Origin of the sequence: Polaromonas sp. UC242_47 (genome assembly GCF_044452385.1) — a bacterium.
Lineage (GTDB): Bacteria > Pseudomonadota > Gammaproteobacteria > Burkholderiales > Burkholderiaceae_C > Polaromonas.
Genome location: NZ_JBIOAO010000001.1, coordinates 3,500,978 through 3,522,622 on the forward strand (window position 1 = coordinate 3,500,978; position 21,645 = coordinate 3,522,622).

Consider the following 21,645-nt stretch of genomic DNA (forward strand, 5'->3'; position numbering starts at 1 on the left):
ACGTTTACAAGTTCATAGGAATCAGCGCACCCTTGAACAACACCGGCCCGGTCGGACCGCCGCCTGCCGGAGCACCGCCTTTGGGCTCCAGGCTGATGGCCAGCGTGGGCACATTGTTCACGGCCTCGCTGGCCGCCGGCAGGCGGATCACCGCGCCCTCACCCAGCACACCCAGGGACTTAGGCCCCCCGGTCTGCGGCAAGGCCCACAACTCCAGCGACTGATCCGGCCCAACCTGGAAAGCGCCTACACGTTTGAGCTGCAACTGGTTATGTTTGGGGTCAAAGGTCACCAACATGTTGGGCGCCGACTTGTCGTCGGCCAGCACGGCCACATACTGGATCTCCGGTGTCGCCGCCAGTTTGGCGCTGAGCTCTCGGACCTGGCCATTGAGCGTGGTGTTCAGATTCAGGCCGACCACCACGGCCAGCACCGCCGCCATGGCCCCGGCGGCGCTAGCGCCGCGCCACAAACCGAGACTGGCCCACCAGCCGCCAGCGGAAACCGCCGCAGGCACCTGCCGCGCGGCCAGCATGGCCTTGGCTTCCTGGTCGGCATGGACCAGGTTTTCAATTCGCTTCCAGACCGCCGGGCTGGGCGCAATCTGCGGCTGCAGCTCGCCCACCGACGCCATCCGGCCCTGCCAGATCAGCGCCGCGGCCCGCACCGGCGCGTGGCTACGCGCCAGCGCTTCAAAACGGCGGCGCGCCCCCCCGCGCAAGGTGCCCAGCGCATAACTGGCGGCCAGTTGCTCGATCAGCGAAGGGTTTCCGGTCAAATTCATACACTACCTTTTTCAGGCTTTTTCCTGCCCAGCGGACGGAAAAAACCAAAAATACATACATCCAATTCAGGCAAACCGGGCCATGCAGGCACGCAACTGCTCCAGGCCACGCCGTATCCAGGTCTTCACGGTTCCCAGCGGCAGCTTGAGCTGCTCGGCCAACTCCCCATGGCTCAGGTCCCGCAAATACGCCAGACTCACCACTTCGCGCTGCTTGTTCTCCAACTGGCCCAAACACTGGTGCAAGGCCCAGGCCTGCTCACCCGCCAGCGCCGTGTCCATCGGGTTGGGCGAATCGCCCTCCACCGTCTCGGACATCACGTCATCCAGTTCCAACGCCGCATCGGCCCGCCCCGTGGTCCGGCGCCGCAGAAAATCCAGTCCCCGGCTGCGCACAATCAAACACATCCAGGCCATGGGCGGCGACAAGGACGCCTTATAGTCACCCGCCACGCGCCAGATGTTGAGGAAAGCCTCCTGCAACACGTCCTCGGCCCAGTTCCGGTTGCTCACCACACGCACCGCCACGCCATACAACTTGGACGAGGTCAGGCCGTACAGCTCTTTGAGTGCCGATTCGTCGGCCCGGGCCACGCGCTCAAGCAGTGCGATCAGTTCGAAATCCGGGCTTTCTTCATTCATGCCGCCCATTGTGCTGTATTAGTCATACGCCGAAAACAGGCCGTTGGATTCAGGTCACGGGGTCCGGCAGGCGCCCTGCCCGCGCCCGGGCGCCGCCCGCCAGGGGCCGGGGTGCCTGAAAATCAGGGGTTTCGCACCCACCCGCCATCAGCCCGGCGCTTTTTTGATTTTTTTCAAACCTTTCATGACTACCGAACAAATCGCCAACATCAGCGTCACCACCCAAGCCAATGTGTATTTCGACGGCAAATGTGTGAGCCACGGCATCACCCTGGCTGATGGCACCAAAAAATCCGTTGGTGTGGTGCTGCCCGCGACGCTGACCTTCAACACCGGTGCACCCGAGATCATGGAATGTGTGGCCGGCGCCTGCGAGTACAAACTCGCCGGCAGCGATGCCTGGGTCAAGTCGACACCCGGTGAAAAATTCAGCGTGCCGGGCAACTCCAGCTTCGACATCCGGGTCGAACAGGCCTACCACTACATCTGCCACTTCGGTTGATTCCAGGACACCCGCCATGAGCACCATTCTCCAGAACCTTCCCATCGGCCAAAAAGTCGGCATCGCCTTTTCCGGCGGTCTTGATACCAGCGCAGCCCTGCACTGGATGAAACTCAAGGGCGCCACGCCCTACGCCTACACCGCCAACCTGGGCCAGCCCGACGAGCCCGACTACGACGAAATTCCGCGCAAGGCGATGGAATACGGCGCTGAAAAGCCCGCCTGATCGACTGCCGCACGCAGTTGGCCAACGAAGGCATTGCCGCGCTGCAGGCCGGCGCCTTCCACATCAGCACCGGCGGCATCACCTACTTCAACACCACGCCGCTGGGCCGTGCCGTCACCGGCACCATGCTGGTGGCCGCGATGAAGGAAGACGACGTCCACATCTGGGGCGACGGCTCGACCTTCAAGGGCAACGACATCGAGCGCTTTTACCGCTACGGCCTGCTGACCAACCCCGCGCTCAAGATCTACAAGCCCTGGCTGGATCAGCTGTTCATCGACGAGCTGGGCGGCCGCGCCGAAATGTCGGCCTTCATGACGCAGCATGGCTTTGGCTACAAGATGAGCGCCGAGAAAGCCTACTCGACCGACTCCAACATGCTGGGCGCCACGCACGAGGCGAAAGACCTGGAGTTCCTGAACAGCGGCATCCGCATCGTCAACCCCATCATGGGCGTGGCGTTCTGGAAGGAAGAAGTCGCCGTCAAGGCCGAGGAAGTCTCGGTGCGTTTTGAAGAAGGCCAGCCCGTGGCGCTGAACGGCGTCGAGTTCAGCGACCCGGTGGCACTGATCCTGGAAGCCAACCGCATTGGCGGCCGCCACGGCCTGGGCATGAGCGACCAGATCGAAAACCGCATCATCGAAGCCAAGAGCCGCGGCATCTACGAAGCCCCCGGCCTGGCGCTGCTGCACATCGCCTACGAACGCCTGGTGACCGGCATCCACAACGAAGACACCATCGAGCAGTACCGCATGAATGGCCTGAAATTGGGCCGCCTGCTCTATCAGGGCCGCTGGTTCGACCCGCAGGCCATCATGCTGCGCGAAACCGCCCAGCGTTGGGTGGCACGCGCCGTCACCGGCACCGTCACGCTGGAGCTGCGCCGCGGCAACGACTACTCGCTGCTCAACACCGAGTCGCCCAACCTGACCTACCACCCTGAGCGCCTGTCGATGGAAAAGGTCGAAGACGCGCCATTCTCGCCGCTGGACCGCATCGGCCAGCTGACCATGCGCAACCTGGACATCGTGGATACACGCGCCAAGCTGGGCATTTACGCCAAGGCCGGCCTGCTGTCGCTGGGCGGCAATGCGGCGCTGGCCCAGCTGGGCAGCGACGACAAGTCGTAATTTCAAGCCAAATAGGCCGCCAGCCCTTATGCAATAAGCGCTGGCAGCTATCAAAAAAGAAGCCACCCCGAGGTGGCTTTTTCATGGGCGCGGGGCTTTCAGGGGCTCACACCACCACCGGCTCCGGCTCCAGCAGGATGCCGAAACGCTCGTACACACTGGTCTGGATCGCCTTGGCCAGGGTCATCACCTCGCCGCCCGTCACCGGGTTGTCACGGCCGCCGCGGTTGACCAGCACCAGCGCCTGCCGCTCGTACACACCGGCGTTGCCTATGCTTTTGCCCTTCCAGCCGCAGGCGTCTATGAGCCAGCCGGCGGCGAGTTTGACCGAGCCGTCGGCCAATTGGTAATGCACAATTTTGGGCTCACGCTGGATGATGTCGGCGCATTGCTCGGGTGAGACCGTGGGGTTCTTGAAAAAGCTGCCGGCATTGCCTATGACTTGCGGGTCGGGCAGCTTGGCCTTGCGAATCTCGCAAATCCACTCATAAATTTGTAGCGCGTCAGGCTCGGTACACGCGGTCTGGGTCATCTTTTTCTCAAGATCGGCATAACCCAGCACGGCTTTCCAGGCTTTCGGCAGGGCAAAACGCACACGGGTGATCAAGGCCTTACCGGCCAGACCAAAACCGTTGGCACCGGTGCTGCTGTGTTTGAACACCGAATCGCGGTAGCCAAACGCACATTGCGCGGCATCCAGGGTGAAGCTTTGCCCGGTCGTCAGATCCACCGCGTCCAGCGATTCAAAGCGGTCTTGCAGCTCGACCCCGTAAGCACCTATGTTTTGCACCGGCGCGCCGCCCACGGTGCCGGGGATCAGAGCCAGGTTTTCCAGCCCCGGGTAACCCATTTGCAGGGTCCAGCTCACGATGTCGTGCCAGGTTTCGCCGGCGCCGGCCTCGACAATCCAGGCTTTGGCGGTTTCGCCGACCAGCTTTTTGCCCTTGAGCTCGACCTTGAGCACCACCGATTTGACGTCGCCGGTGATCACGATGTTGCTGCCGCCGCCCAGCACAAACTTGGGGGCGGCCTGCAGGGCCGGGTCGGCCAGCACGTCGGCGACGTCCTGTTCGCTGGTGATGCGCACCAGGGTCAGGGCCTTGGCCATGATGCCAAAGGTGTTGGAAAGCTGGAGGGGAACGTTTTTCTCGACTAACATCCGGGGATTGTCTCACTCCTCTTTTCTAGCAAAGATTTAAGCTCATGCCTTCTTTTGATACCGTCCTCGAGACCGACATGGTCAAGGTCAAAAACGCCGTCGAAAATTCCGCCAAGGAAATCGGCACCCGTTTTGACTTCAAGGGTACCGCTGCCTCAATTGAGCTGAAAGACAAGGACATCACGCTGATCGGCGACGGTGACTTCCAGATCGACCAGATCCATGACATCCTGCGCAACAAGCTGACCAAGGCCGGCGTGGATGTGCGTTTTCTCGACATCGGCAAGGTTGAAAAAATAGGCGGCGACAAGGTCAAACAGATCACCAAGGTGCGCGACGGCATAGAAACCGAGCAGGCCAAGAAGATCCAGCAACTCATCAAGGGCAACAAGATGAAGGTGCAGGCCGCCATCCAGGAAGGCAAGGTCCGTATCAGCGGCGCCAAGCGCGACGATCTGCAAGCGGCCATGGCCTTGATCCGCGCGGAAATCAGCGATCTGCCGCTGAGTTTCGACAACTTCAGGGACTGAGCCCATGGCCAGGCTGCCTGCCCGCTGGATGTTCGCATCACTGTTGGGCATGGCAGTTGCGGTCATCCTCCCGTCGGCGCACGCCCAAAGCGTGGCTTTGGCCGGCATGTTGGGCAGCAAGGCGCTGCTGGTGGTCAACGGCGGCGCGCCCAAGTCGGTGGCCGCCGGTGAAACCCATCAAGGTGTCAAGGTGGTGTCTACCACTGGCGATCAGGCGGTCCTCGAACTCTCAGGCAGACGCCATACGCTGCGTGTCGGCGACGCCCCCGTGAGTGTGGGCGCAGGCGGCGGCGCGGGTGCCCAGGCCGGACAAGGCAACAAAATCGTGCTCATGGCCGGCAGCGGCGGGCATTTCATGACCCAGGGCCAGATCAACGGCAAGGCCGCGCAATTCCTGGTCGACACCGGCGCCACCGCCATCTCCATGACGGTGGCCGACGCCGAACGCATGGGCGTGGACTACAAATCCGGCCAGCGTGTCCAACTGAGCACGGCCAACGGCGTGGTGATCGGTTGGCGCACCTCGCTGGCGTCTGTGCGTGTCGGCGATGTCGAAGTCTTCAACGTGGACGCCGTGGTAGCCGCGCGCGACATGCCTTTCATGTTGCTGGGCAACAGCTTTTTGACACGTTTCCAGATGCTCAGAGAAAACGACCAGATGACGCTGATCAAGCGTTATTAGGCCGCGCCCCGCTCAACCCTTCTTGGGCCCGCCGCCCAGCCGGGATTCCTTGCCCTTGAGCAGCTTGTTGATGTTTTCGCGGTGCCGGTAAATCAAAAAAGCACTCATCACCACCAGGGTCAGCGCCATGGTTTTGTCGACATACCAGAAGGCCCGGTCACCAATCAGGTAATAAAACGGCGCAAAAATCGCGCTGGCCAGGGCCGCCAGCGACGAGTAACGCGAAAAATAAGCCACGATGACCCAGGTGGCCAACGTCGCCAGCCCCAGCACCCAATGCACGCCGAACAACACACCGGCGGCCGTCGCCACGCCCTTGCCGCCCTGGAACCGGAAAAACACCGGGTACAAATGCCCGATGAAGGCCGCCAGGCCCACGGCGGCCAGCGTGCCGTCCCCCAGCCCATAGTCCCTGCCGAACCAGGTGACCAGCGCCATCGGCAGCCAGCCCTTGAGGGCATCGAGCACCAAGGTGAGGACCGCCGCCGCCTTGTTGCCGGAGCGCAGCACATTGGTCGCGCCGGGATTCTTGCTGCCATAGCTGCGCGGATCGTTCAGACCCATGAGTTTGCTGACAATGACGGCGAACGACAACGAACCAATCAGGTAGGCGGCCAGCACGGCGAGGAAGGGATACACGTAGTTCATGGGCTTCTCCAGTATTTTTAGTTTTAGTCGATCAGCGCACAGCTGACCGGTTTGGCACCCAGCAGTTGCAAGCAGACCTGCGGGTCAATGCCCACAAGGTAACCACGCCGGCCACCATTGATGGCGATTTTAGGCAGGGCCAGGATACTTTCCTCGATATACACCGGCATGGTTTTGCGGGTGCCGAAGGGCGAGGTGCCGCCGACCAGGTAACCGCTGTGCCGGTTGGCCACCTCGGGCTTGCACGGCTCCACCGATTTCGCACCGATCTGGCGCGCCAGGTTTTTGGTCGACACCTTGCGGTTGCCGTGCATCAGCACCAGCAACGGTTTGGCGTCCTGGTCCTGCATCACCAGGGTCTTGACCACGCTGAACGGGTCAAAACCGAGCACCGCCGCGCTGTGCTGCGCCCCACCGTGTTCCAGGTACTCGTAAGGATGTTCGGTGAAGGCCACCTGGTGCGCCTTCAACAATTGTGTCGCCGGCGTCTCCGACACGTGGTCTTTTTTGCTCACTGCGGTGCTTCCGTTCAAGTGCCAGCGCGGAACCGGCTTTGCCGGGCCGCAGGTGGCGCCCCCTGGGGGGAGGCGCCAAAGGCGCTTCGGGGGGAAACCATATTCACAGCGCCGGGTCGCGCAGTTCCCAACGAATCGCATCCACCGCGGCCAGCAACTCGGACGACAGCGTGGTGCCCCAGGCATCGAGGTTTTCGTCGAGTTGCGCCACCGAGGTCACGCCGATGATGGTGCTGGCGACCTGCCACTTGGTGTAGCAAAAAGCCAGTGCCAGTTGTGTGGGCGTCAGGCCGTGGGTGCGCGCCAGCGCGTTGTAGCGACGCGCGGCGGCCAGCGCTTCGGCCCGGCCCCAGCGCTGCTGGCGCATAGAGGCGAACTTGGCGATACGTCCTTCCTGGGGCGCAGCCGGGCCTTCGGTGCCGGACGCATCGTACTTGCCGGTCAGCAGGCCAAAACCCAGCGGCGAATAGGCCAGCAACGAGACACCCAGACGGTGCATGGTTTCATCCAGGCCGTTTTCCACCGTGCGGTTGATCAGGCAATAGGGGTTTTGCACCGTGGCCACACGTGGCAAGCCATGCTGCTCGGCCAGGCGTACAAACTCGTGCACGCCATAAGGTGTTTCGTTGGACAGGCCAATGGCACGCACCTTGCCTGCCTTGACCAGACCGCCCAGGGCTTCGAGTTGCGCGTGGATGGAGGTTGCCGACTTTTCCTTGGCCGGGTCGTAATACAGCGCGCCGAAGGCTGGCACATGGCGCTCGGGCCAATGGATCTGATACAGGTCAATCGTTTCGGTCTGCAGGCGTTTCAAGCTGGCCTCGCAGGAGTTGACGATGTCCTGGGCCGTCATGCCGCTGCCTTCGCGCACCCAGGGCATGCCGCGCGAGGGGCCGGCCACCTTGGTGGCCAGCACCAGTTGCTGGCGCGCACCGGGGGTTTTTGCCAGCCAGTTGCCAATGATGGTTTCCGTCGCGCCAAAGGTTTCAGCACGTGCCGGCACCGAATACATCTCGGCCGTGTCCAGGAAATTGACCCCGCGCGCCAGCGAGCGGTCCAGAATCGCATGCGCCGTGGCTTCGTTGACCTGTTCACCAAAGGTCATGGTGCCCAGGCAAATAGGGGTGACCTGCAGGTCGCTGCTGCCGAGTTGTACTTTGTTCATGAAAATTCAATGCCAAACATGGGAAAAGGGTGAAGCGGGGAGCACGCCCCCATCGAGACTCTTAGTTTAAGGGGGACTGGGGGCCGGACCTCGGTGCCGGCGGGCAGCATCTCGGGCATTTGGCTTACAAATAAACACTTTTTCGCCATCTACCATTCCCACAGACAAGCTCTAATCCAGCCCGTCCAACTCAAAAACCCCAGGAGCCCTTCATGAAACTAGCCCTCACCACCCTGACCTGCGCCGCCCTCTTCCTGAGCGGCTGCGCCAACATGAGCGAAACCCAGCAAGGCACGGCCAAAGGCGCCGGCATTGGGGCCATTGCGGGCGCCGTGATAGGCGCGGCCACAGGCGGCTCCAAAGGCGCGGCCACGGGCGCGGTGCTGGGCGGTGCGGCGGGTGCGGGCGGCGGCTACCTCTGGTCCAAGAAAATGCAGGACCAGAAGGCCGCGATGGAACAAGCCACCGCCGGCACCGGCGTCGCCGTTAGCCAGACCGCCGACAACCGCCTCAAACTTGACATCCCCTCCGACATCTCGTTTGCCACCGGGCGTTCGGATATCAGCGGCAGCTTCGCACCCATCCTGACTCATTTCGCCACCAGCTTGAACCAGAACCCGGTGACCACCGTGACCATCATCGGCCACACCGACAGCACCGGCAGCGACGCCATCAACAACCCGCTGTCGATGGACCGCGCCAACAGCACCCGCAACTACCTGATCTCCCGGGGTGTCGCCAGCAACCGCATCATGACCGAGGGCCGCGGTGCGCGCGAGCCGGTGGCCGATAACAGCACCGCCCAGGGCCGCAGCAAAAACCGTCGCGTGGAAATTTATGTGGCCGAACCCGTGCAGGCGGCTGCGAGGTAAGGCTCCCCCTATTGGCGCTCACTGCGTGTAGCGCCCTTTCCCCTCCGGGGACGGCGCTTGCAGACCGGCAAAGCCGGATCTGCGGCCCCTGCTGGCGAAGACAAAAAAAAGCACTCTTTCGAGTGCTTTTTTTATTAGGCCTCCCGCTCGCGGAAACGTGCCTCTTCCTGCAGCCTGAGCACACGGCGCTGCACCTTGCCGGTGGTGGTCATGGGCAAGGCATCAATAAATTCGATCTCCTTGGGGTACTCGTAAGGCGCGAGCAGCGTTTTCACATGGGCTTGCAGCTCCGCGATAAGCTTGATGTCGAATTGACCTCCAGCCCCTTCTAGCTGAACGCGAGCAGCTATCAAATCAGGAGTGAGCACCACATAGGCCTTGACCACGGCGCCGCGTTCGCGGTCGGGTTTGGGCACCACCGCCGCGTTCGCCACGGCCGGATGTTTGACCAGGCAGTTTTCGATTTCACCCGGACCGATACGGTAACCGGCGGCCTTGAAAATATCGTCGGCCCGACCCTCGTACCAGAGGTAGCCGTCGGCATCACGCGTGGCCAGATCGCCGGTGCGGCACCAGTCGCCGGTGAACTTGGCGCGTGTGGCCTCGTCCTTTTTCCAGTAGCCGAGGAAAAAGATGGGGTCGGGGTCGCCATGGACATCGAATCGGTTCACCGCCACGTCACCGGGCACACCCACGGCGCATTCACGGCCTTCGTCATCAATCACCGCCACGCGGTGGCCCGGATACGCCTTACCCATGCTGCCCGGCCGCGCAGGCCAGCGCGCGGAACAGTTGCCGACGATGTAGTTGACCTCGGTCTGGCCAAACATTTCGTTGACCACCACGCCCAGTTGGTCGCGGCAGTAGGCAAACACCGCATCCCCCACCGCTTCACCCGCACTCATGATGGCTTTCAACTTGAGCCTGAACTGCTGGCGCGGCTCGGGACAAGCTTTCATCATGGCCTTGAGCGCGGTCGGGAACAAAAAGGTATGTGTCACGCCATGCTGCGCCATCAGCTCAAACGCCAGCTCGGGGCTGAAGCGGCCATTGAAAGCCACGATGGGCCGACCAAAATAAAGCGTGGGCAGCAGCGCATCCATCAGCCCGCCGGTCCAGGCCCAGTCGGCCGGCGACCAGAACACCGCGTCGGATTTTGCATTGGTCTTGCCGTCAAAACCGAACCAGTTCTGACTGCAGACAAAACCCGGCAGATTGCCGATCAGCGCGCGATGCGGCAGCAGCGCCCCTTTGGGCGGGCCGGTGGTGCCGCTGGTGTAGATCAGGATGGCCGCCTCGTCGGCTTTGGTTTTGACGGCCGTGAATACGCGCTGCTGTGCGGCCAACGCGGCCGCGTAGTCCACATCGCCCTGCCCCGTCGCCGTGCCGGCGGCGATCACCGTGCGCAAGGCCGGGCAGTCGGCCCGTATGGCGTTCACGCTGGCGATAGAACTTTCGTCGCAGATCGCGACGACCGCCTCGCTGTCCTGCAGCCGGTAGGCCAGCGCCTCGGGGCCAAACAACATGGACAGCGGCATGGCGACCGCGCCCATCTGGAACACCGCCATGTAGGCGACGGCGGTTTCAAAACGCTGCGGCATCACGATGGCCACACGGTCGCCGCGTTTCACGCCCAGGCCGGCCAACACGTGGCTCAGCGCGTCAGCCGCCTGCTGCAGCTCAGAGTAAGTATAAAAAGTCCCTCCAGCCCCCGGCTGATGGGCGCGGATAGCTATTCTTTTGGGAGCGACTGACGCGGCTTGCCTGGCCCAGCGGCCGCAGCAGACCTCGGCGATGTTGAAGTCATCGTCCACCTGCCAGCGAAGGCCCTGGTGCAAAGCGGCGTAGGTATCGGGCAGGCCCCGGCCGCCGGTTGGATGCTGGGGCTTGTCCCTGTTTTGACTGCGCTTCAATCCGGCTCTCCTTATGATTTGCACAATGTACAAAGAAAAGCGTTCCTCCCGTAGCGAGTTTGTCCCTATTCGCGGCATCAACTACCACGTCCGTCATTGGGGTGAAGCCCACAGCAGCCTGCCGCCGCTGGTGCTGGTCCACGGCTGGATGGACGTGGCCGCGTCCTACCAGTTTGTGGTTGATGCCTTGGCCGATGCTTTTGTGTTGGGCCGCAGCATCATTGCGCCCGATTGGCGCGGTTATGGCGAGACCGGCAGCGGCGGCGCCGACAACTTCTGGTTTCCCGACTACCTGGCCGACCTGGATTTCCTGCTCGATCACTATGCGCCCGGTCAGCAAATCGACCTGGTCGGCCACAGCATGGGCGGCAACGTGGCCATGTTGTACAGCGGTGTGCGGCCGGAACGTATACGCAAACTGGTCAACCTGGAGGGTTTTGGCATGCCGGCGACCCAGCCCAGCCTGGCGCCCACGCGTTACGCCAAATGGATGGACGAGCTGAAAACCCTGCACAAGGGCGAACTCGCGCTCAAACCTTATACGGACGCGGAAGGTGTCGCCCGGCGCCTGATGCGCACCAACAGCCGGCTGTCCCAGGACAAGGCCGACTGGCTGGCCCAGCACTGGGCCAGGCCGGATGCGCAAGGCCAGTGGCATATCCAGGGCGACCCGGCGCACAAGGTCACCAACGCCAACATCTACCGCATCGACGAAGTGCTGGCGATTTACCAGCGCATCAGCGCGCCCACGCTGGCGGTGGAGGCCTCGGACGACTCCCTGGGCAAGTGGTGGCAGGGCAAATACACGCTGGCCCAGTACCATGAACGCCTGCAGTCCGTGCCACAAGTCAGCACCGCCGTCATCCAGGACGCCGGCCACATGCTGCACCACGACCAGCCGGCGCAACTGGCCCGGCTACTGGAAGGTTTCCTGGGCTGACCCGCGCCCAGGCAAGGTGCAAAATGCCGGCATCCCACACGCTGATCAGGACCCGCCATGCCCAGAAAGCCTTCCGCCACGCGCTCCTTTTTTGATAGCTTCTTGTGCCCGCTGCGAAAGGGCTGGCGCCTGATTTTGCTTGCAAGCCTGACGGCGGCGGCACCAGTCGCGCAGGCCTTCGACCTGCAGGGCCACCGCGGCGCACGTGGTCTGGCACCGGAAAACACCCTGCCCGCCTTCGAGCGCGCCCTGGCCCTAGGCGTCAGCACGCTGGAGCTCGATGTGGGCCTGACGGCGGACGGTGTGCTGGTAGTCTCGCACGACCCCTACCTCAACCCGCTGATCACGCGCGACGCCGCCGGCCAGTGGCTGGCAGGCGACAAGGGGCCGCTGCTCCGCTCGCTGACACTGGCGCAGCTGCAGGCCTATGACGTCGGCCGCATCCAGCCCGGCACGGCGTATGCCCGCACTTTCGCCAGCCAGCAGCCGGTGGACGGCACACACATCCCGACCTTGGCCGCGCTGTTCGAGCGCGTGAAACAACTGGGCGCCGACCAGGTGCGCTTCAACATCGAAACCAAGATCAACCCCGAACGGCCCGACGACACGGCCAGCCCCGAGCTGCTGACCGAAGCCTTGCTCCAGACCATACGCGCGGCCGGCCTGCAGCGGCGGGTCAGCATCCAGAGCTTCGACTGGCGCACGCTGCGGCTGGTGCAGCAGCGGGAGCCGTCCATTCCCACCGTCTACCTGAGCGTGCAGACGCAGAACAACGACACCATCCGCAGCGGCGCCTGGACGGCGGGCCTGAACATCGCCGACCATGCCAGCGTGCCGGCCATGGTCAAGGCCGCCGGCGGCGCGGTCTGGTCCCCCAATGGCGGCGCGCTGACCGAGGCGCTGGTCAAGCAGGCCCAGGCCCTGGGCCTGAAGGTCATCCCCTGGACCATCAACCCGCCTGAGGACATGATCCGCCTGATCGGCTGGGGCGTGGACGGACTGATCACCGACTACCCGGACCGCCTGCGGGACGTGATGCGGCAACGCCAGATGCCGCTGCCTGCGCCCATCAAGCCCTGACAAGTCTGGAGCATGAGAAAATAGCGGATTGAACTCAAGATCACGACAGGACTTTCTCATGGACGCAGAACGCATCAACATCATCGGCAACCAACTCGCAGACCTGAGCAATCGTGTCAACGAGCTCCGGGGGTATCTTTGACTACCCTGCCAAAGAACGTAAATTAAGCGAAGTCAACGCCGCACTCGAAGACCCGAAGGTCTGGGACAACCCGAAACGCGCGCAGGAACTCGGCAAAGAAAAAAAATCGCTGGAAGACGTGGTGCACGTCATTGACCGCCTGACGTCCGAGCTGGCCGACAACACCGAGCTGTTCGAGATGTCCAAGGCCGACGGCGACGACGCCGGCATGGCCGCCATCGAGGACGAAGCCGCCCAGGTGGCCGTCGAAGTCGAAAAAATGGAATTCCGCCGGATGTTCAACAACCCGGCCGACCCGCTCAACTGTTTTCTGGACATCCAGGCCGGCGCCGGTGGCACCGAAGCCTGCGACTGGGCCAGCATGTTGCTGCGCCAGTACCTCAAATACGCCGAGCGCAAGGGTTTCAAGACCACGATCGAAGACGAAACCGCGGGTGACACCGCCGGCATCAAGGGCGCGACCATCAAGATCGAGGGCGAATACGCCTTTGGCCTGTTACGCACCGAAACCGGCGTGCACCGCCTGGTGCGCAAGTCGCCGTTTGACTCCTCCGGCGGGCGCCACACCTCGTTTGCCTCGGTGTTTGTCTACCCCGAGGTGGACGATTCGATCGAGATCGACATCAACCCGTCGGACGTGCGCACCGACACCTTCCGCGCCAGCGGCGCCGGCGGCCAGCACATCAACAAGACCGACTCGGCCGTGCGCCTGACGCACATCCCGACCGGCATTGTGGTGCAGTGCCAGGACGGTCGTTCGCAACACGGCAACCGCGACGTGGCCTGGAAACGCCTGCGCTCGCGCCTGTACGACTTCGAGTTGCGCAAACAGCAGGAAGCCCAGCAAAAGCTGGAAGACACCAAGACCGACGTGGGCTGGGGCCACCAGATTCGCAGTTACGTGCTGGACAACAGCCGTATCAAGGATTTGCGCACCAACTACGAAACCTCGGCCACGCAAAAAGTGCTGGACGGCGACCTCGATCAGTTCATCGAAGCTTCCCTGAAGCAGGGCGTGTGATGGCCCTGCGCACCATGACCATTCATTTTTTAGGAAACCGCCATGATGCGTGAAGGCCAAGCCGCTGTGATCAACCGCGCCGACTACATCGCCCCCGCCTACTGGATAGACACCGTCGATCTGTGTGTGGACCTGGACCCGGCAAAAACGCGCGTGCTCAACAAAATGACGCTGCGCCGCAATGCCGCGGTGCCGCAGCAGCCGCTGAAGCTGGACGGCGAGGAACTCAACCTCGCGCGTGTGCTGGTCAACGGCCAGGGCACGTCCTTCCGCATGGAAGGCGACAAGCTGGTGCTGGACAACCTGCCCGATACCTTCGAGCTGGAGATTTTCACCACCTGCGCGCCGGCAAAAAACACCAAGCTGATGGGTTTGTACGTCAGCAACGACTCCTTCTTCACGCAATGTGAAGCCGAAGGCTTCCGCCGCATCACCTACTTCCTGGACCGGCCCGACGTGATGGCCAGCTACACGGTGACCTTGCGTGCCGACAAGGCCAAGTACCCGGTGCTGCTGTCCAATGGCAACCTGGTCGAACAAGGCGCGCTGCCCGAAGGCCGCCATTTCGCCAAGTGGGTGGACCCGCACAAAAAACCGGCCTACCTGTTTGCGTTGGTGGCCGGCCAGTTGGTCTCTAGAGAGCAACGCATCACATCCCGTGCCGGCAAGGACCATTTGCTGCAGGTGTATGTGCGCCCCGGCGACCTGGACAAAACCGAACACGCGATGAACTCGCTGATGCATTCGGTCGCCTGGGACGAAGCCCGCTTCGGCCTCTCGCTGGACCTGGAACGTTTCATGATTGTTGCCACCAGCGACTTCAACATGGGCGCCATGGAAAACAAGGGTCTGAACATCTTCAACACCAAATATGTGTTGGCGAACCAGGCCACCGCGACCGACACCGATTATTCCAACATCGAAAGTGTGGTCGGCCACGAGTACTTCCACAACTGGACCGGCAACCGCGTCACCTGCCGCGACTGGTTCCAGCTCAGCCTGAAAGAAGGCCTGACCGTCTTCCGCGACCAGGAATTTTCACAAGACCTGTGTGGCGAAGCTTCGGCCCGCGCCGTCAAACGTATTGAAGACGTGCGTGTCCTGCGCACCGCGCAATTCCCCGAAGACGCCGGCCCGATGGCGCACCCGGTGCGGCCCGACAGCTACATCGAGATCAGCAACTTCTACACCGTCACGATTTACGAAAAAGGCGCTGAAGTTGTGCGCATGATGCAGACCCTGGTGGGCCGCGACGGTTTCGCCAAGGGCATGACGCTTTATTTCGAGCGCCATGACGGCCAAGCCGTGACCTGCGACGACTTTGCGCAAGCCATTGCCGACGCGAATCCGGCGTCCGATCTGGCCCGCCTGCTGCCGCAGTTCAAACGCTGGTACAGCCAGGCCGGCACGCCGCGCGTGCATGCCCAGGGCGTGTACGACGCCGCCGCGCGCAGCTACACCCTCACCTTGGCGCAAAGCTGCGCACCGACCGCCGGCCAGACCGCCAAAGAGCCCTTTGTGATTCCGGTCGGCCTGGGCTTGCTGGGTGCCGACGGCGTCGACCTGCCACTGCAACTGGCCGGCGAAGCCGCGGCCGTGGCCGCGCCGCGCACCTTTGTGTTGACCGAGGCCAGCGAAACGCTGCACTTCATCAATGTCGATGCCGAGCCGGTGCCGTCCATCCTGCGCGGTTTCAGCGCGCCTGTGGTGCTGGAGTTTGACTACAGCGATACCCAGTTGCTGCACCTGCTGGCCCACGACAGCGACCCCTTCAACCGCTGGGAAGCCGGGCAACGCCTGGCCGTGCGAAGCGCGATCAAATCAATAGCTGCTTCCGCTTACCCGGTGGGGGCTACACCCCTGAATGATGCCTATATTGAAGCCATGCGCAGCGTGTTGTGCCATCCCACGCTGGATGCCGCCTTCAAGGAACTGGTGCTGACCCTGCCCTCGGAAACCTATATCGCCGAGCAGCTCGACGTGGTGGACCCGCAACGCATCCATGCGGTACGCGAAGCCATGCGCCAGCAACTGGCCACGGCGCTTTGCAGCGACTGGGCCGCCGTCTGGGAAGCCAGCCACGACAACGGCGCTTACACGCCCGACCCACGCTCGTCCGGCCGGCGTGCCCTGGCCGGTATGGCCTTGAGCCAGCTCTGCCTGGCCGCCGTCGCCAGCGGAGATGCGGTCTGGCCCGGCAAAACCTACCAGTGTTTCAAGGACGCCGGCAACATGACCGACCGTTTCAACGCCCTGCTGGCGCTGGTGGCCAGCGGCCACACCCTGGCGGCCGAAGCCCTGACCCGCTTCCACGCGATGTTTAAGGACGAGGCGCTGGTGATCGACAAATGGTTCAGCCTGCAGGCCAGCGCGCCGGACCGCGGCGGCAACATCCTGCCGGCGGTCAAACAACTGATGAAACATGCCGACTTCAGCCTGCGCAACCCCAACCGCGCGCGCAGCGTCGTCAGCACGTTTTGCCAGGGCAACCCGGCGGCCTTCCACCGTGCCGATGCGGCCGGTTATGTGTTCTGGAGCGACCGCGTGATCGAACTCGACGCCATCAACCCGCAAGTGGCGGCGCGCCTGGCACGTGCGCTGGACCGCTGGAGCAAGCTGGCCGAACCCTACCGCAGCGCGGCGCGTGAGGCGATTGCCCGTGTCGCCGCCAAAGCCGATTTGAGCAAGGACACCCACGAGGTGGTGTCACGCGCCTTATCTGACTAACATGGCATGTCATTGCGGGCCAGTCCCGCAATCCATGCCGGCACACCAACCTGGATCCCGGATCAAGTCCGGGATGACAACCTAAGGAAACCGCGATGTCTCAAAAAATATCCTTGACCCGCTATCTGGTCGAGCAACAGCGCCAGGCTGGCCACATCCCGCCCGAGCTGCGCCTGCTGCTTGAAATCGTTGCGCGCGCCTGCAAAAGCATCAGCCAGGCCGTCAACAAAGGCGCGCTGGGCGGCGTGCTGGGCACCGCCGGCAGCGAGAACGTGCAGGGCGAAGTCCAGAAAAAACTCGACATCATCGCCAACGAGGTGCTGATCGAAGCCAACGAATGGGGTGGCCACCTGGCTGCCATGGCCTCGGAAGAAATGGACAGCATCTACCTGGTGCCCAATCGCTACCCGCAAGGCGAATACCTGCTGCTGTTTGATCCCCTGGATGGCTCCAGCAATATCGATGTCAATGTCAGCATTGGCACCATCTTCAGCGTGCTTAAAAAGCCCGAGGGCAGTGCCGCCGTGGAAGAAAAAGACTTCCTGCAGGCCGGCAACAAACAGGTTGCGGCCGGTTATTGCGTCTACGGCCCGCAGACCACCCTGGTACTGACGGTGGGCGACGGCGTGGCCATGTTCACACTGGACCGCGAGCAGGGCTCGTTTGTGCTGACCGAAGAAAACGTGCAGATCCCGGTGGACACCAAGGAGTTCGCCATCAACATGAGCAACATGCGGCATTGGGACGAGCCGGTCAAACGCTACATCGACGAATGCCTGCAGGGCAAGGAAGGCCCGCGCGGCAAGGACTTCAACATGCGCTGGATCGCCTCCATGGTGGCCGACGTACACCGCATCCTGACGCGCGGCGGCGTCTTCATGTACCCCTGGGACAAACGCGAGCCGGAAAAAGCCGGCAAGCTGCGCCTGATGTACGAAGCCAACCCCATGAGCTGGCTGATCGAGCAAGCTGGCGGTGCCGCCACCAACGGCAAACAGCGCATCCTGGACCTGCAGCCCGCCAAGCTGCACGAACGTGTCAGCGTGATCCTGGGCTCCAAAAACGAAGTGGAACGCGTGACCGCCTACCACGCCGGAAAACCGGCCGGGCTATAATCGCAGGCTGTATTCCAGAATAAGCCGGTGTAGCTCAGTCGGTAGAGCAGCTCATTCGTAATGAGAAGGTCGGGTGTTCGATTCATCTCTCCGGCACCAAATGAAAAGGGGGTAGGCTTCCGGGTCTATCCCCTTCTTCACGTAGTCAGTACGTAACCGCTGGCTGATTATGTATCCATTCAAGTGCGCCCGTCCCATTTGATGCCCTGCGCCATCATCTGCTGCATCATCTCAGGGGTAATAGCCATCTCCGGCATCGGTTGCTTACGATACGACGAGCGGGCAAGACTTTCAAAGTTCTTTTTGATCAGCTTAAACGCTGAATCTTTAGGACTCATTCTCACCATTGCGACATTCCCAAACATGGTCGCGTACTCAAACACCACGTAAACTTTTTCAACGATCCACTCCCGGGAACTTATCGTCTGCGTACCTACGCGCCAGAACGACATCGTTTTTGAGGGTAAGAGGACAGCATGTGGATTTTCATCCAATGCCAGGACGTTATGTGAAAAATGCGTTCGTGGAAATTTTTTTCTTGTGATTTCATTGGTGAGTGGCGTCTGACGCACATCTCGGCTGGGCGTTAATTCGACATGAAACTTGTCGCAAATCAACACGATTGCGCGAACGCGAATCGAGGCGTTCGCATAATTGTGAATTTGTACTGAGAATTCAGCGACCAACGGATCCAAGCTAAATTCCATTCCCACTCCATCGGAGGTGATTGCGCCCTTCACCGCCCGCTCAAGCAAGAAGTTTCTTACAGCACTAACCATAAAAACGATTAAAGCGATTACGGCTGCAGCAAGAATGCTTGCGATAAAGTTCTCAGAAATGTTATTGACGCTCATTGTGAGCAACTTTCTCAATCTAATTTTTTGTGTGGCCGCAGAGCGGTGTTGCTAACTTCCGATACACGTAAAACGAGTCTAGCCGACTAGCGCTAATTGCAGCCCCTCACCCGCTTGGCGGAAGTGTAGTAATCGACAATGACTTTGAAGCGTGGCCCGAGCAACTGGAGCAACATCGGGTCATCCGACAGCTTGTCCGCAATGCCCATCACGCAACGACGACGGCCTTGATGGGAAAACTCATCAAGGCAGTTCTCTTTTAAACGTTCTAATTCGCGTCAGGCGTCTGCTGGCATGGACCACTTGTAAGAGGAATTGAAAAAGTAGCCGGCTGTGCGGGGATCAGCGTTCGAGATGAGAGGCGTAACCCGGCTTACCTAATCACATCCTCTCGATGAAGGAGTTAACCGTCACTTGGTCTCGGCAAGTTTTGTCTCTGTCACACCCTTCTTGCCCTGGGCTTCATCAACAAGGTGAAGCTTGGTTCGGGCGTACAGAACACCCACCTTCACCTCCTGCCATACGTAGTGCAGCGTGCCCGGCTTGGCATCAATCTCGACTGTGTCCGTGTTCTCGGCTTTCGAGGTGATCGTATGCTTGCCCGGAGCAACCGCCTTGTAGAGGAAGGTATTTGCTGCGGTTTGACCGATGGGCTTGCCATCAACCTCGACATCCATTTTCACGGAAGCACCCATCGACTCATTGCGGTAGATGTATACCGCTGCTGCGCCCTTGGGGACCGTAAAGGTCTTCGCGGTAGCCTCCTGCTTGGAATCGCCCATGTTGACGGAGGCGCAGCCAACCAGATTGACGGTGATTGCGGCGATGGTTATGAGCTTTTTCATGAAAGAGACCTTATTGAAGTTGGTGTGTTAGCCATTGGATTACGGCAAAACCACACAGTTTGTTAAATGGCTAAAGATGCAAAGGAAGTGCTTCTGGCGCAGTGTGCCGGTTTCGGTGGCCAGGTCGCTGTGGAGCTCTGAGTCCTTGGGCTCCATCCTTAAGAAGAATGGGGCTCCAGCCCAAGAAGATCATGCGCAATTAGCTACCGAATTGATAGCATCCACAACCTGCCTAAAGCCGAATGCCAGGCCCCCGCTCCACAGCTACAATCTCGCTGCCTGAGCGGCCCCGCCGCCAGGACTTGCCGCCACTTTCTCAAAGGTTCACACCATGACCCCTCTCAAAACCCTGCTTGTGTTGTCCACCACCTTGATGACGCTGGCGTGCAGCTCCGTGGGCACCACGGCCATGGGCAGTGACAGCACGGTGACCGAGGCCACGGCCAAACAGCTGACGGGTGACGTGCCGCTGCCGCCGGGTTCCGTCATCAAGCAGCAGGACACCTTGGTCATGGGGTCGGGCAACACCTGGATGGGGCGGCTGAGCCTGACGGTGTCGGCCGAGCCGCAGTCGGTGTTTGCCTATTTCCGCGACAACCTGACGGCGGCCGGCTGGACCTTGACCTCGAGCTCGTTTTCCAAACTCAGCCTGCTGACCTTCACCAAGGCCGATCGCGTGGCCGCCGTGCAGATTCAAGGCGCCAGTTTTGGTGGCAACGAGGTCTTGATCACGGTGACGCCCACCGTCAAAGCGGTGGTTGGCAAGCAGCCCTGATACCTGGCTGAATCGCCCCGGCGTTCAGGCCGGGTGTTTGGTGTGGCGCGGTGCATCGGCCCGGCTGGCCAGCACCTTGTCGATGCGTTTGCCGTCCAGGTCCAGCACTTCAAAACGCCAGCCGGCGCAGTCCACATGGCCGCCCACAGCCATCAGCCGGCCTGAGACACTTTGCAGCAGGCCGGCCACGGTGTTGTAACGCCCGCGTTCTTCGTCCGGCAACTGCCTGATGTCCAGTCTGGCCTTGAGTTCGGACACCGGCATCACGCCGTCGATCAACCAGCTGCCATCGGCCCGGCGTGTGGCCCAGGCATCGACTTGCGCGCCGGGTTGCAGCTCGCCGGTGATGGCTTCCAGCATGTCCATGGGGGTCAGCAGGCCCTGCACCACACCGTATTCGTCCACCACAAACACAATCCGTGTGGACTTGGTGCGGAACTGCTCCAGCAGCTCCATGCCGGTCAAAGTTTCGGGCACAAACACGGCCGGCACGGTGTAGGAGTCGATGCGGTCGGCCAGGGTCGGCGTGGCGCCGCTGATAGCGCCCGCCGGTTCGATCTGGCCGCGCAGCGCCAGCAGCTTGGCAACGTTGACCACTCCCACCACATCGTCCAGGCTGCCGCGGCACACCGGGTACCAGGAGTGGCCGGTGGCGCCGGCCTTGGTGATGGCCTGGGCCACCGTGTCGCTGGCATCAATCCACTCGATATCCGAACGCGGCAACATCAGGGACGTGAGCCGGCGGTCGTCGAGCAGAAACACGTTTTGCACCATCTGGTGTTCGTGTTCCTCGATCAGGCCGGCGTCCACGCCCTCTTCCAGGCTGGCGGCAATTTCTTCTTCGGTCACGCCGCGGTCGCCGGCGGTGTCCACACGCAGCAACTTGAGCACGGTGTGCGTGCTGAAGGACAACAGGCGCACAAAAGGCTTGGCGATGCTGGCCACCCACATCATGGGGCGCGACACCAGGCGTGCCACGGTTTCGGGGTAGAGCTGGCCAATCCGTTTGGGCACCAGTTCGCCAAACACAATGGTGATGAAGGTGATGATGGTCACCACCAGCGCAGTCGCCGTGATTTCAGAGGCACGCGATGCAATGCCCAGGGTCTGGATCCAGCGTGCCAAATCATCACTGAAAGCGGCTTCACCAATGATGCCGTTGAGCATGCCGATGGAAGTGATACCGACCTGCACCGAGGACAAAAATTGCGTCGGGTTGTCCAGCAAGGTCAGCGCCGCATGTGCGCCCTTGTCCCCCGACTCGGCCATGGCGCTGAGCCTGGCTTTGCGGCTGGAGGCCAGTGCCAGTTCGGACATGGCAAAAACGCCGTTAAGCAGGGTCAAAAACGCAATGAGGATGAAATCCATGGGGGGCAGG

General features: G+C 61.7%; 20 protein-coding genes, 1 tRNA gene and 1 pseudogene. 12 read left to right on the forward strand and 10 right to left on the reverse strand.

Going from position 1 to position 21,645, the window contains the following annotated elements:
* Window positions 1–4 precede the first annotated feature (4 nt).
* Together ACHMXK_RS16935 and ACHMXK_RS16940 are read right to left on the reverse strand one after the other, a co-directional pair.
* Window positions 5–784: an anti-sigma factor domain-containing protein gene (locus ACHMXK_RS16935; RefSeq protein WP_397441698.1), complete on the reverse strand. Its 780-nt coding sequence runs from the start codon at window positions 782–784 to the stop codon at window positions 5–7.
* Between the two features lie 66 nt (window positions 785–850).
* Complete coding sequence (locus ACHMXK_RS16940) at window positions 851–1,426, reverse strand: RNA polymerase sigma factor (RefSeq protein ID WP_397441699.1); 576 nt, start codon at window positions 1,424–1,426, stop codon at window positions 851–853.
* A 184-nt stretch (window positions 1,427–1,610) separates the two neighbouring features.
* On the opposite strand from ACHMXK_RS16940, the gene ACHMXK_RS16945 reads away from it, so the two are divergent.
* Window positions 1,611–1,928: a pyrimidine/purine nucleoside phosphorylase gene (locus tag ACHMXK_RS16945; RefSeq protein ID WP_397441700.1), complete on the forward strand. Its 318-nt coding sequence runs from the start codon at window positions 1,611–1,613 to the stop codon at window positions 1,926–1,928.
* A gap of 16 nt (window positions 1,929–1,944) precedes the next feature.
* Window positions 1,945–3,284 (forward strand): annotated as a pseudogene (gene argG / locus ACHMXK_RS16950) (argininosuccinate synthase).
* A 106-nt stretch (window positions 3,285–3,390) separates the two neighbouring features.
* Here argG and murB read toward each other — a convergent pair.
* Window positions 3,391–4,443 (reverse strand): UDP-N-acetylmuramate dehydrogenase, encoded by a 1,053-nt coding sequence (murB, locus tag ACHMXK_RS16955; protein WP_397441701.1) that lies wholly within the window; start codon window positions 4,441–4,443, stop codon window positions 3,391–3,393.
* Between the two features lie 44 nt (window positions 4,444–4,487).
* Here murB and ACHMXK_RS16960 point away from each other — a divergent pair, with 44 nt between their 5' ends.
* Window positions 4,488–4,973 carry a YajQ family cyclic di-GMP-binding protein gene (locus ACHMXK_RS16960; RefSeq protein WP_397441702.1) on the forward strand — a complete coding sequence of 162 codons (486 nt, stop codon included), beginning with the start codon at window positions 4,488–4,490 and terminating at the stop codon, window positions 4,971–4,973.
* 4 nt (window positions 4,974–4,977) lie between these two features.
* Window positions 4,978–5,655 (forward strand): TIGR02281 family clan AA aspartic protease, encoded by a 678-nt coding sequence (locus ACHMXK_RS16965; protein WP_397441703.1) that lies wholly within the window; start codon window positions 4,978–4,980, stop codon window positions 5,653–5,655.
* Between the two features lie 12 nt (window positions 5,656–5,667).
* Here ACHMXK_RS16965 and plsY read toward each other — a convergent pair whose 3' ends face one another.
* The 3 genes from plsY to ACHMXK_RS16980 all read right to left on the reverse strand — a co-directional run bounded on the left by plsY (window position 5,668) and on the right by ACHMXK_RS16980 (window position 7,983).
* Window positions 5,668–6,303 (reverse strand): glycerol-3-phosphate 1-O-acyltransferase PlsY, encoded by a 636-nt coding sequence (gene plsY / locus ACHMXK_RS16970; protein ID WP_397441704.1) that lies wholly within the window; start codon window positions 6,301–6,303, stop codon window positions 5,668–5,670.
* Between the two features lie 23 nt (window positions 6,304–6,326).
* Window positions 6,327–6,818: an aminoacyl-tRNA deacylase gene (locus ACHMXK_RS16975; protein ID WP_397441705.1), complete on the reverse strand. Its 492-nt coding sequence runs from the start codon at window positions 6,816–6,818 to the stop codon at window positions 6,327–6,329.
* Between the two features lie 103 nt (window positions 6,819–6,921).
* A complete protein-coding gene (locus ACHMXK_RS16980; RefSeq protein ID WP_397441706.1) occupies window positions 6,922–7,983 on the reverse strand; it encodes an aldo/keto reductase in 1,062 nt (353 codons plus the stop codon).
* Window positions 7,984–8,195: 212 nt separating this feature from the next.
* On the opposite strand from ACHMXK_RS16980, the gene ACHMXK_RS16985 reads away from it, so the two are divergent.
* Window positions 8,196–8,855 (forward strand): OmpA family protein, encoded by a 660-nt coding sequence (locus tag ACHMXK_RS16985; protein WP_397441707.1) that lies wholly within the window; start codon window positions 8,196–8,198, stop codon window positions 8,853–8,855.
* 134 nt (window positions 8,856–8,989) lie between these two features.
* On the opposite strand, the gene ACHMXK_RS16990 is transcribed toward ACHMXK_RS16985, so the two are convergent.
* Window positions 8,990–10,768, reverse strand: a complete 1,779-nt coding sequence (locus tag ACHMXK_RS16990) for an acyl-CoA synthetase (RefSeq protein ID WP_397441708.1) — start codon at window positions 10,766–10,768, stop codon at window positions 8,990–8,992.
* A 25-nt stretch (window positions 10,769–10,793) separates the two neighbouring features.
* Between ACHMXK_RS16990 and ACHMXK_RS16995 the strand changes: the two genes are divergently transcribed.
* The 6 genes from ACHMXK_RS16995 to ACHMXK_RS17020 all read left to right on the forward strand — a co-directional run bounded on the left by ACHMXK_RS16995 (window position 10,794) and on the right by ACHMXK_RS17020 (window position 17,892).
* Window positions 10,794–11,708, forward strand: a complete 915-nt coding sequence (locus tag ACHMXK_RS16995; protein ID WP_397441709.1) for an alpha/beta fold hydrolase — start codon at window positions 10,794–10,796, stop codon at window positions 11,706–11,708.
* Window positions 11,709–11,765: 57 nt separating this feature from the next.
* Window positions 11,766–12,788: a glycerophosphodiester phosphodiesterase gene (locus tag ACHMXK_RS17000; RefSeq protein WP_397441710.1), complete on the forward strand. Its 1,023-nt coding sequence runs from the start codon at window positions 11,766–11,768 to the stop codon at window positions 12,786–12,788.
* 58 nt (window positions 12,789–12,846) lie between these two features.
* Window positions 12,847–13,951, forward strand: a protein-coding gene (gene prfB / locus ACHMXK_RS17005; protein WP_397441711.1) for a peptide chain release factor 2 whose coding sequence is annotated in 2 segments (ribosomal slippage) — window positions 12,847–12,927 and window positions 12,929–13,951 — 1,104 coding nt in all. Because the reading frame shifts where the segments join, the coding sequence is not laid out codon by codon here.
* 42 nt (window positions 13,952–13,993) lie between these two features.
* A complete protein-coding gene (pepN, locus tag ACHMXK_RS17010) occupies window positions 13,994–16,678 on the forward strand; it encodes an aminopeptidase N (protein WP_397441712.1) in 2,685 nt (894 codons plus the stop codon).
* 95 nt (window positions 16,679–16,773) lie between these two features.
* A complete protein-coding gene (locus ACHMXK_RS17015) occupies window positions 16,774–17,793 on the forward strand; it encodes a class 1 fructose-bisphosphatase (RefSeq protein WP_397441713.1) in 1,020 nt (339 codons plus the stop codon).
* Between the two features lie 23 nt (window positions 17,794–17,816).
* Window positions 17,817–17,892, forward strand: a tRNA-Thr gene (locus ACHMXK_RS17020).
* 80 nt (window positions 17,893–17,972) lie between these two features.
* On the opposite strand, the gene ACHMXK_RS17025 is transcribed toward ACHMXK_RS17020, so the two are convergent.
* Complete coding sequence (locus tag ACHMXK_RS17025) at window positions 17,973–18,647, reverse strand: hypothetical protein (RefSeq protein ID WP_397441714.1); 675 nt, start codon at window positions 18,645–18,647, stop codon at window positions 17,973–17,975.
* 410 nt (window positions 18,648–19,057) lie between these two features.
* Complete coding sequence (locus ACHMXK_RS17030) at window positions 19,058–19,492, reverse strand: DUF2846 domain-containing protein (RefSeq protein ID WP_397441715.1); 435 nt, start codon at window positions 19,490–19,492, stop codon at window positions 19,058–19,060.
* A gap of 331 nt (window positions 19,493–19,823) precedes the next feature.
* Here ACHMXK_RS17030 and ACHMXK_RS17035 point away from each other — a divergent pair, with 331 nt between their 5' ends.
* Window positions 19,824–20,267, forward strand: coding sequence for a hypothetical protein (locus tag ACHMXK_RS17035; RefSeq protein WP_397441716.1), 444 nt, complete (start codon window positions 19,824–19,826; stop codon window positions 20,265–20,267).
* A 24-nt stretch (window positions 20,268–20,291) separates the two neighbouring features.
* Here the strand turns inward: ACHMXK_RS17035 and ACHMXK_RS17040 are convergent, their stop codons facing one another.
* Window positions 20,292–21,635, reverse strand: a complete 1,344-nt coding sequence (locus tag ACHMXK_RS17040) for a hemolysin family protein (protein ID WP_397441717.1) — start codon at window positions 21,633–21,635, stop codon at window positions 20,292–20,294.
* Window positions 21,636–21,645 lie beyond the last annotated feature (10 nt).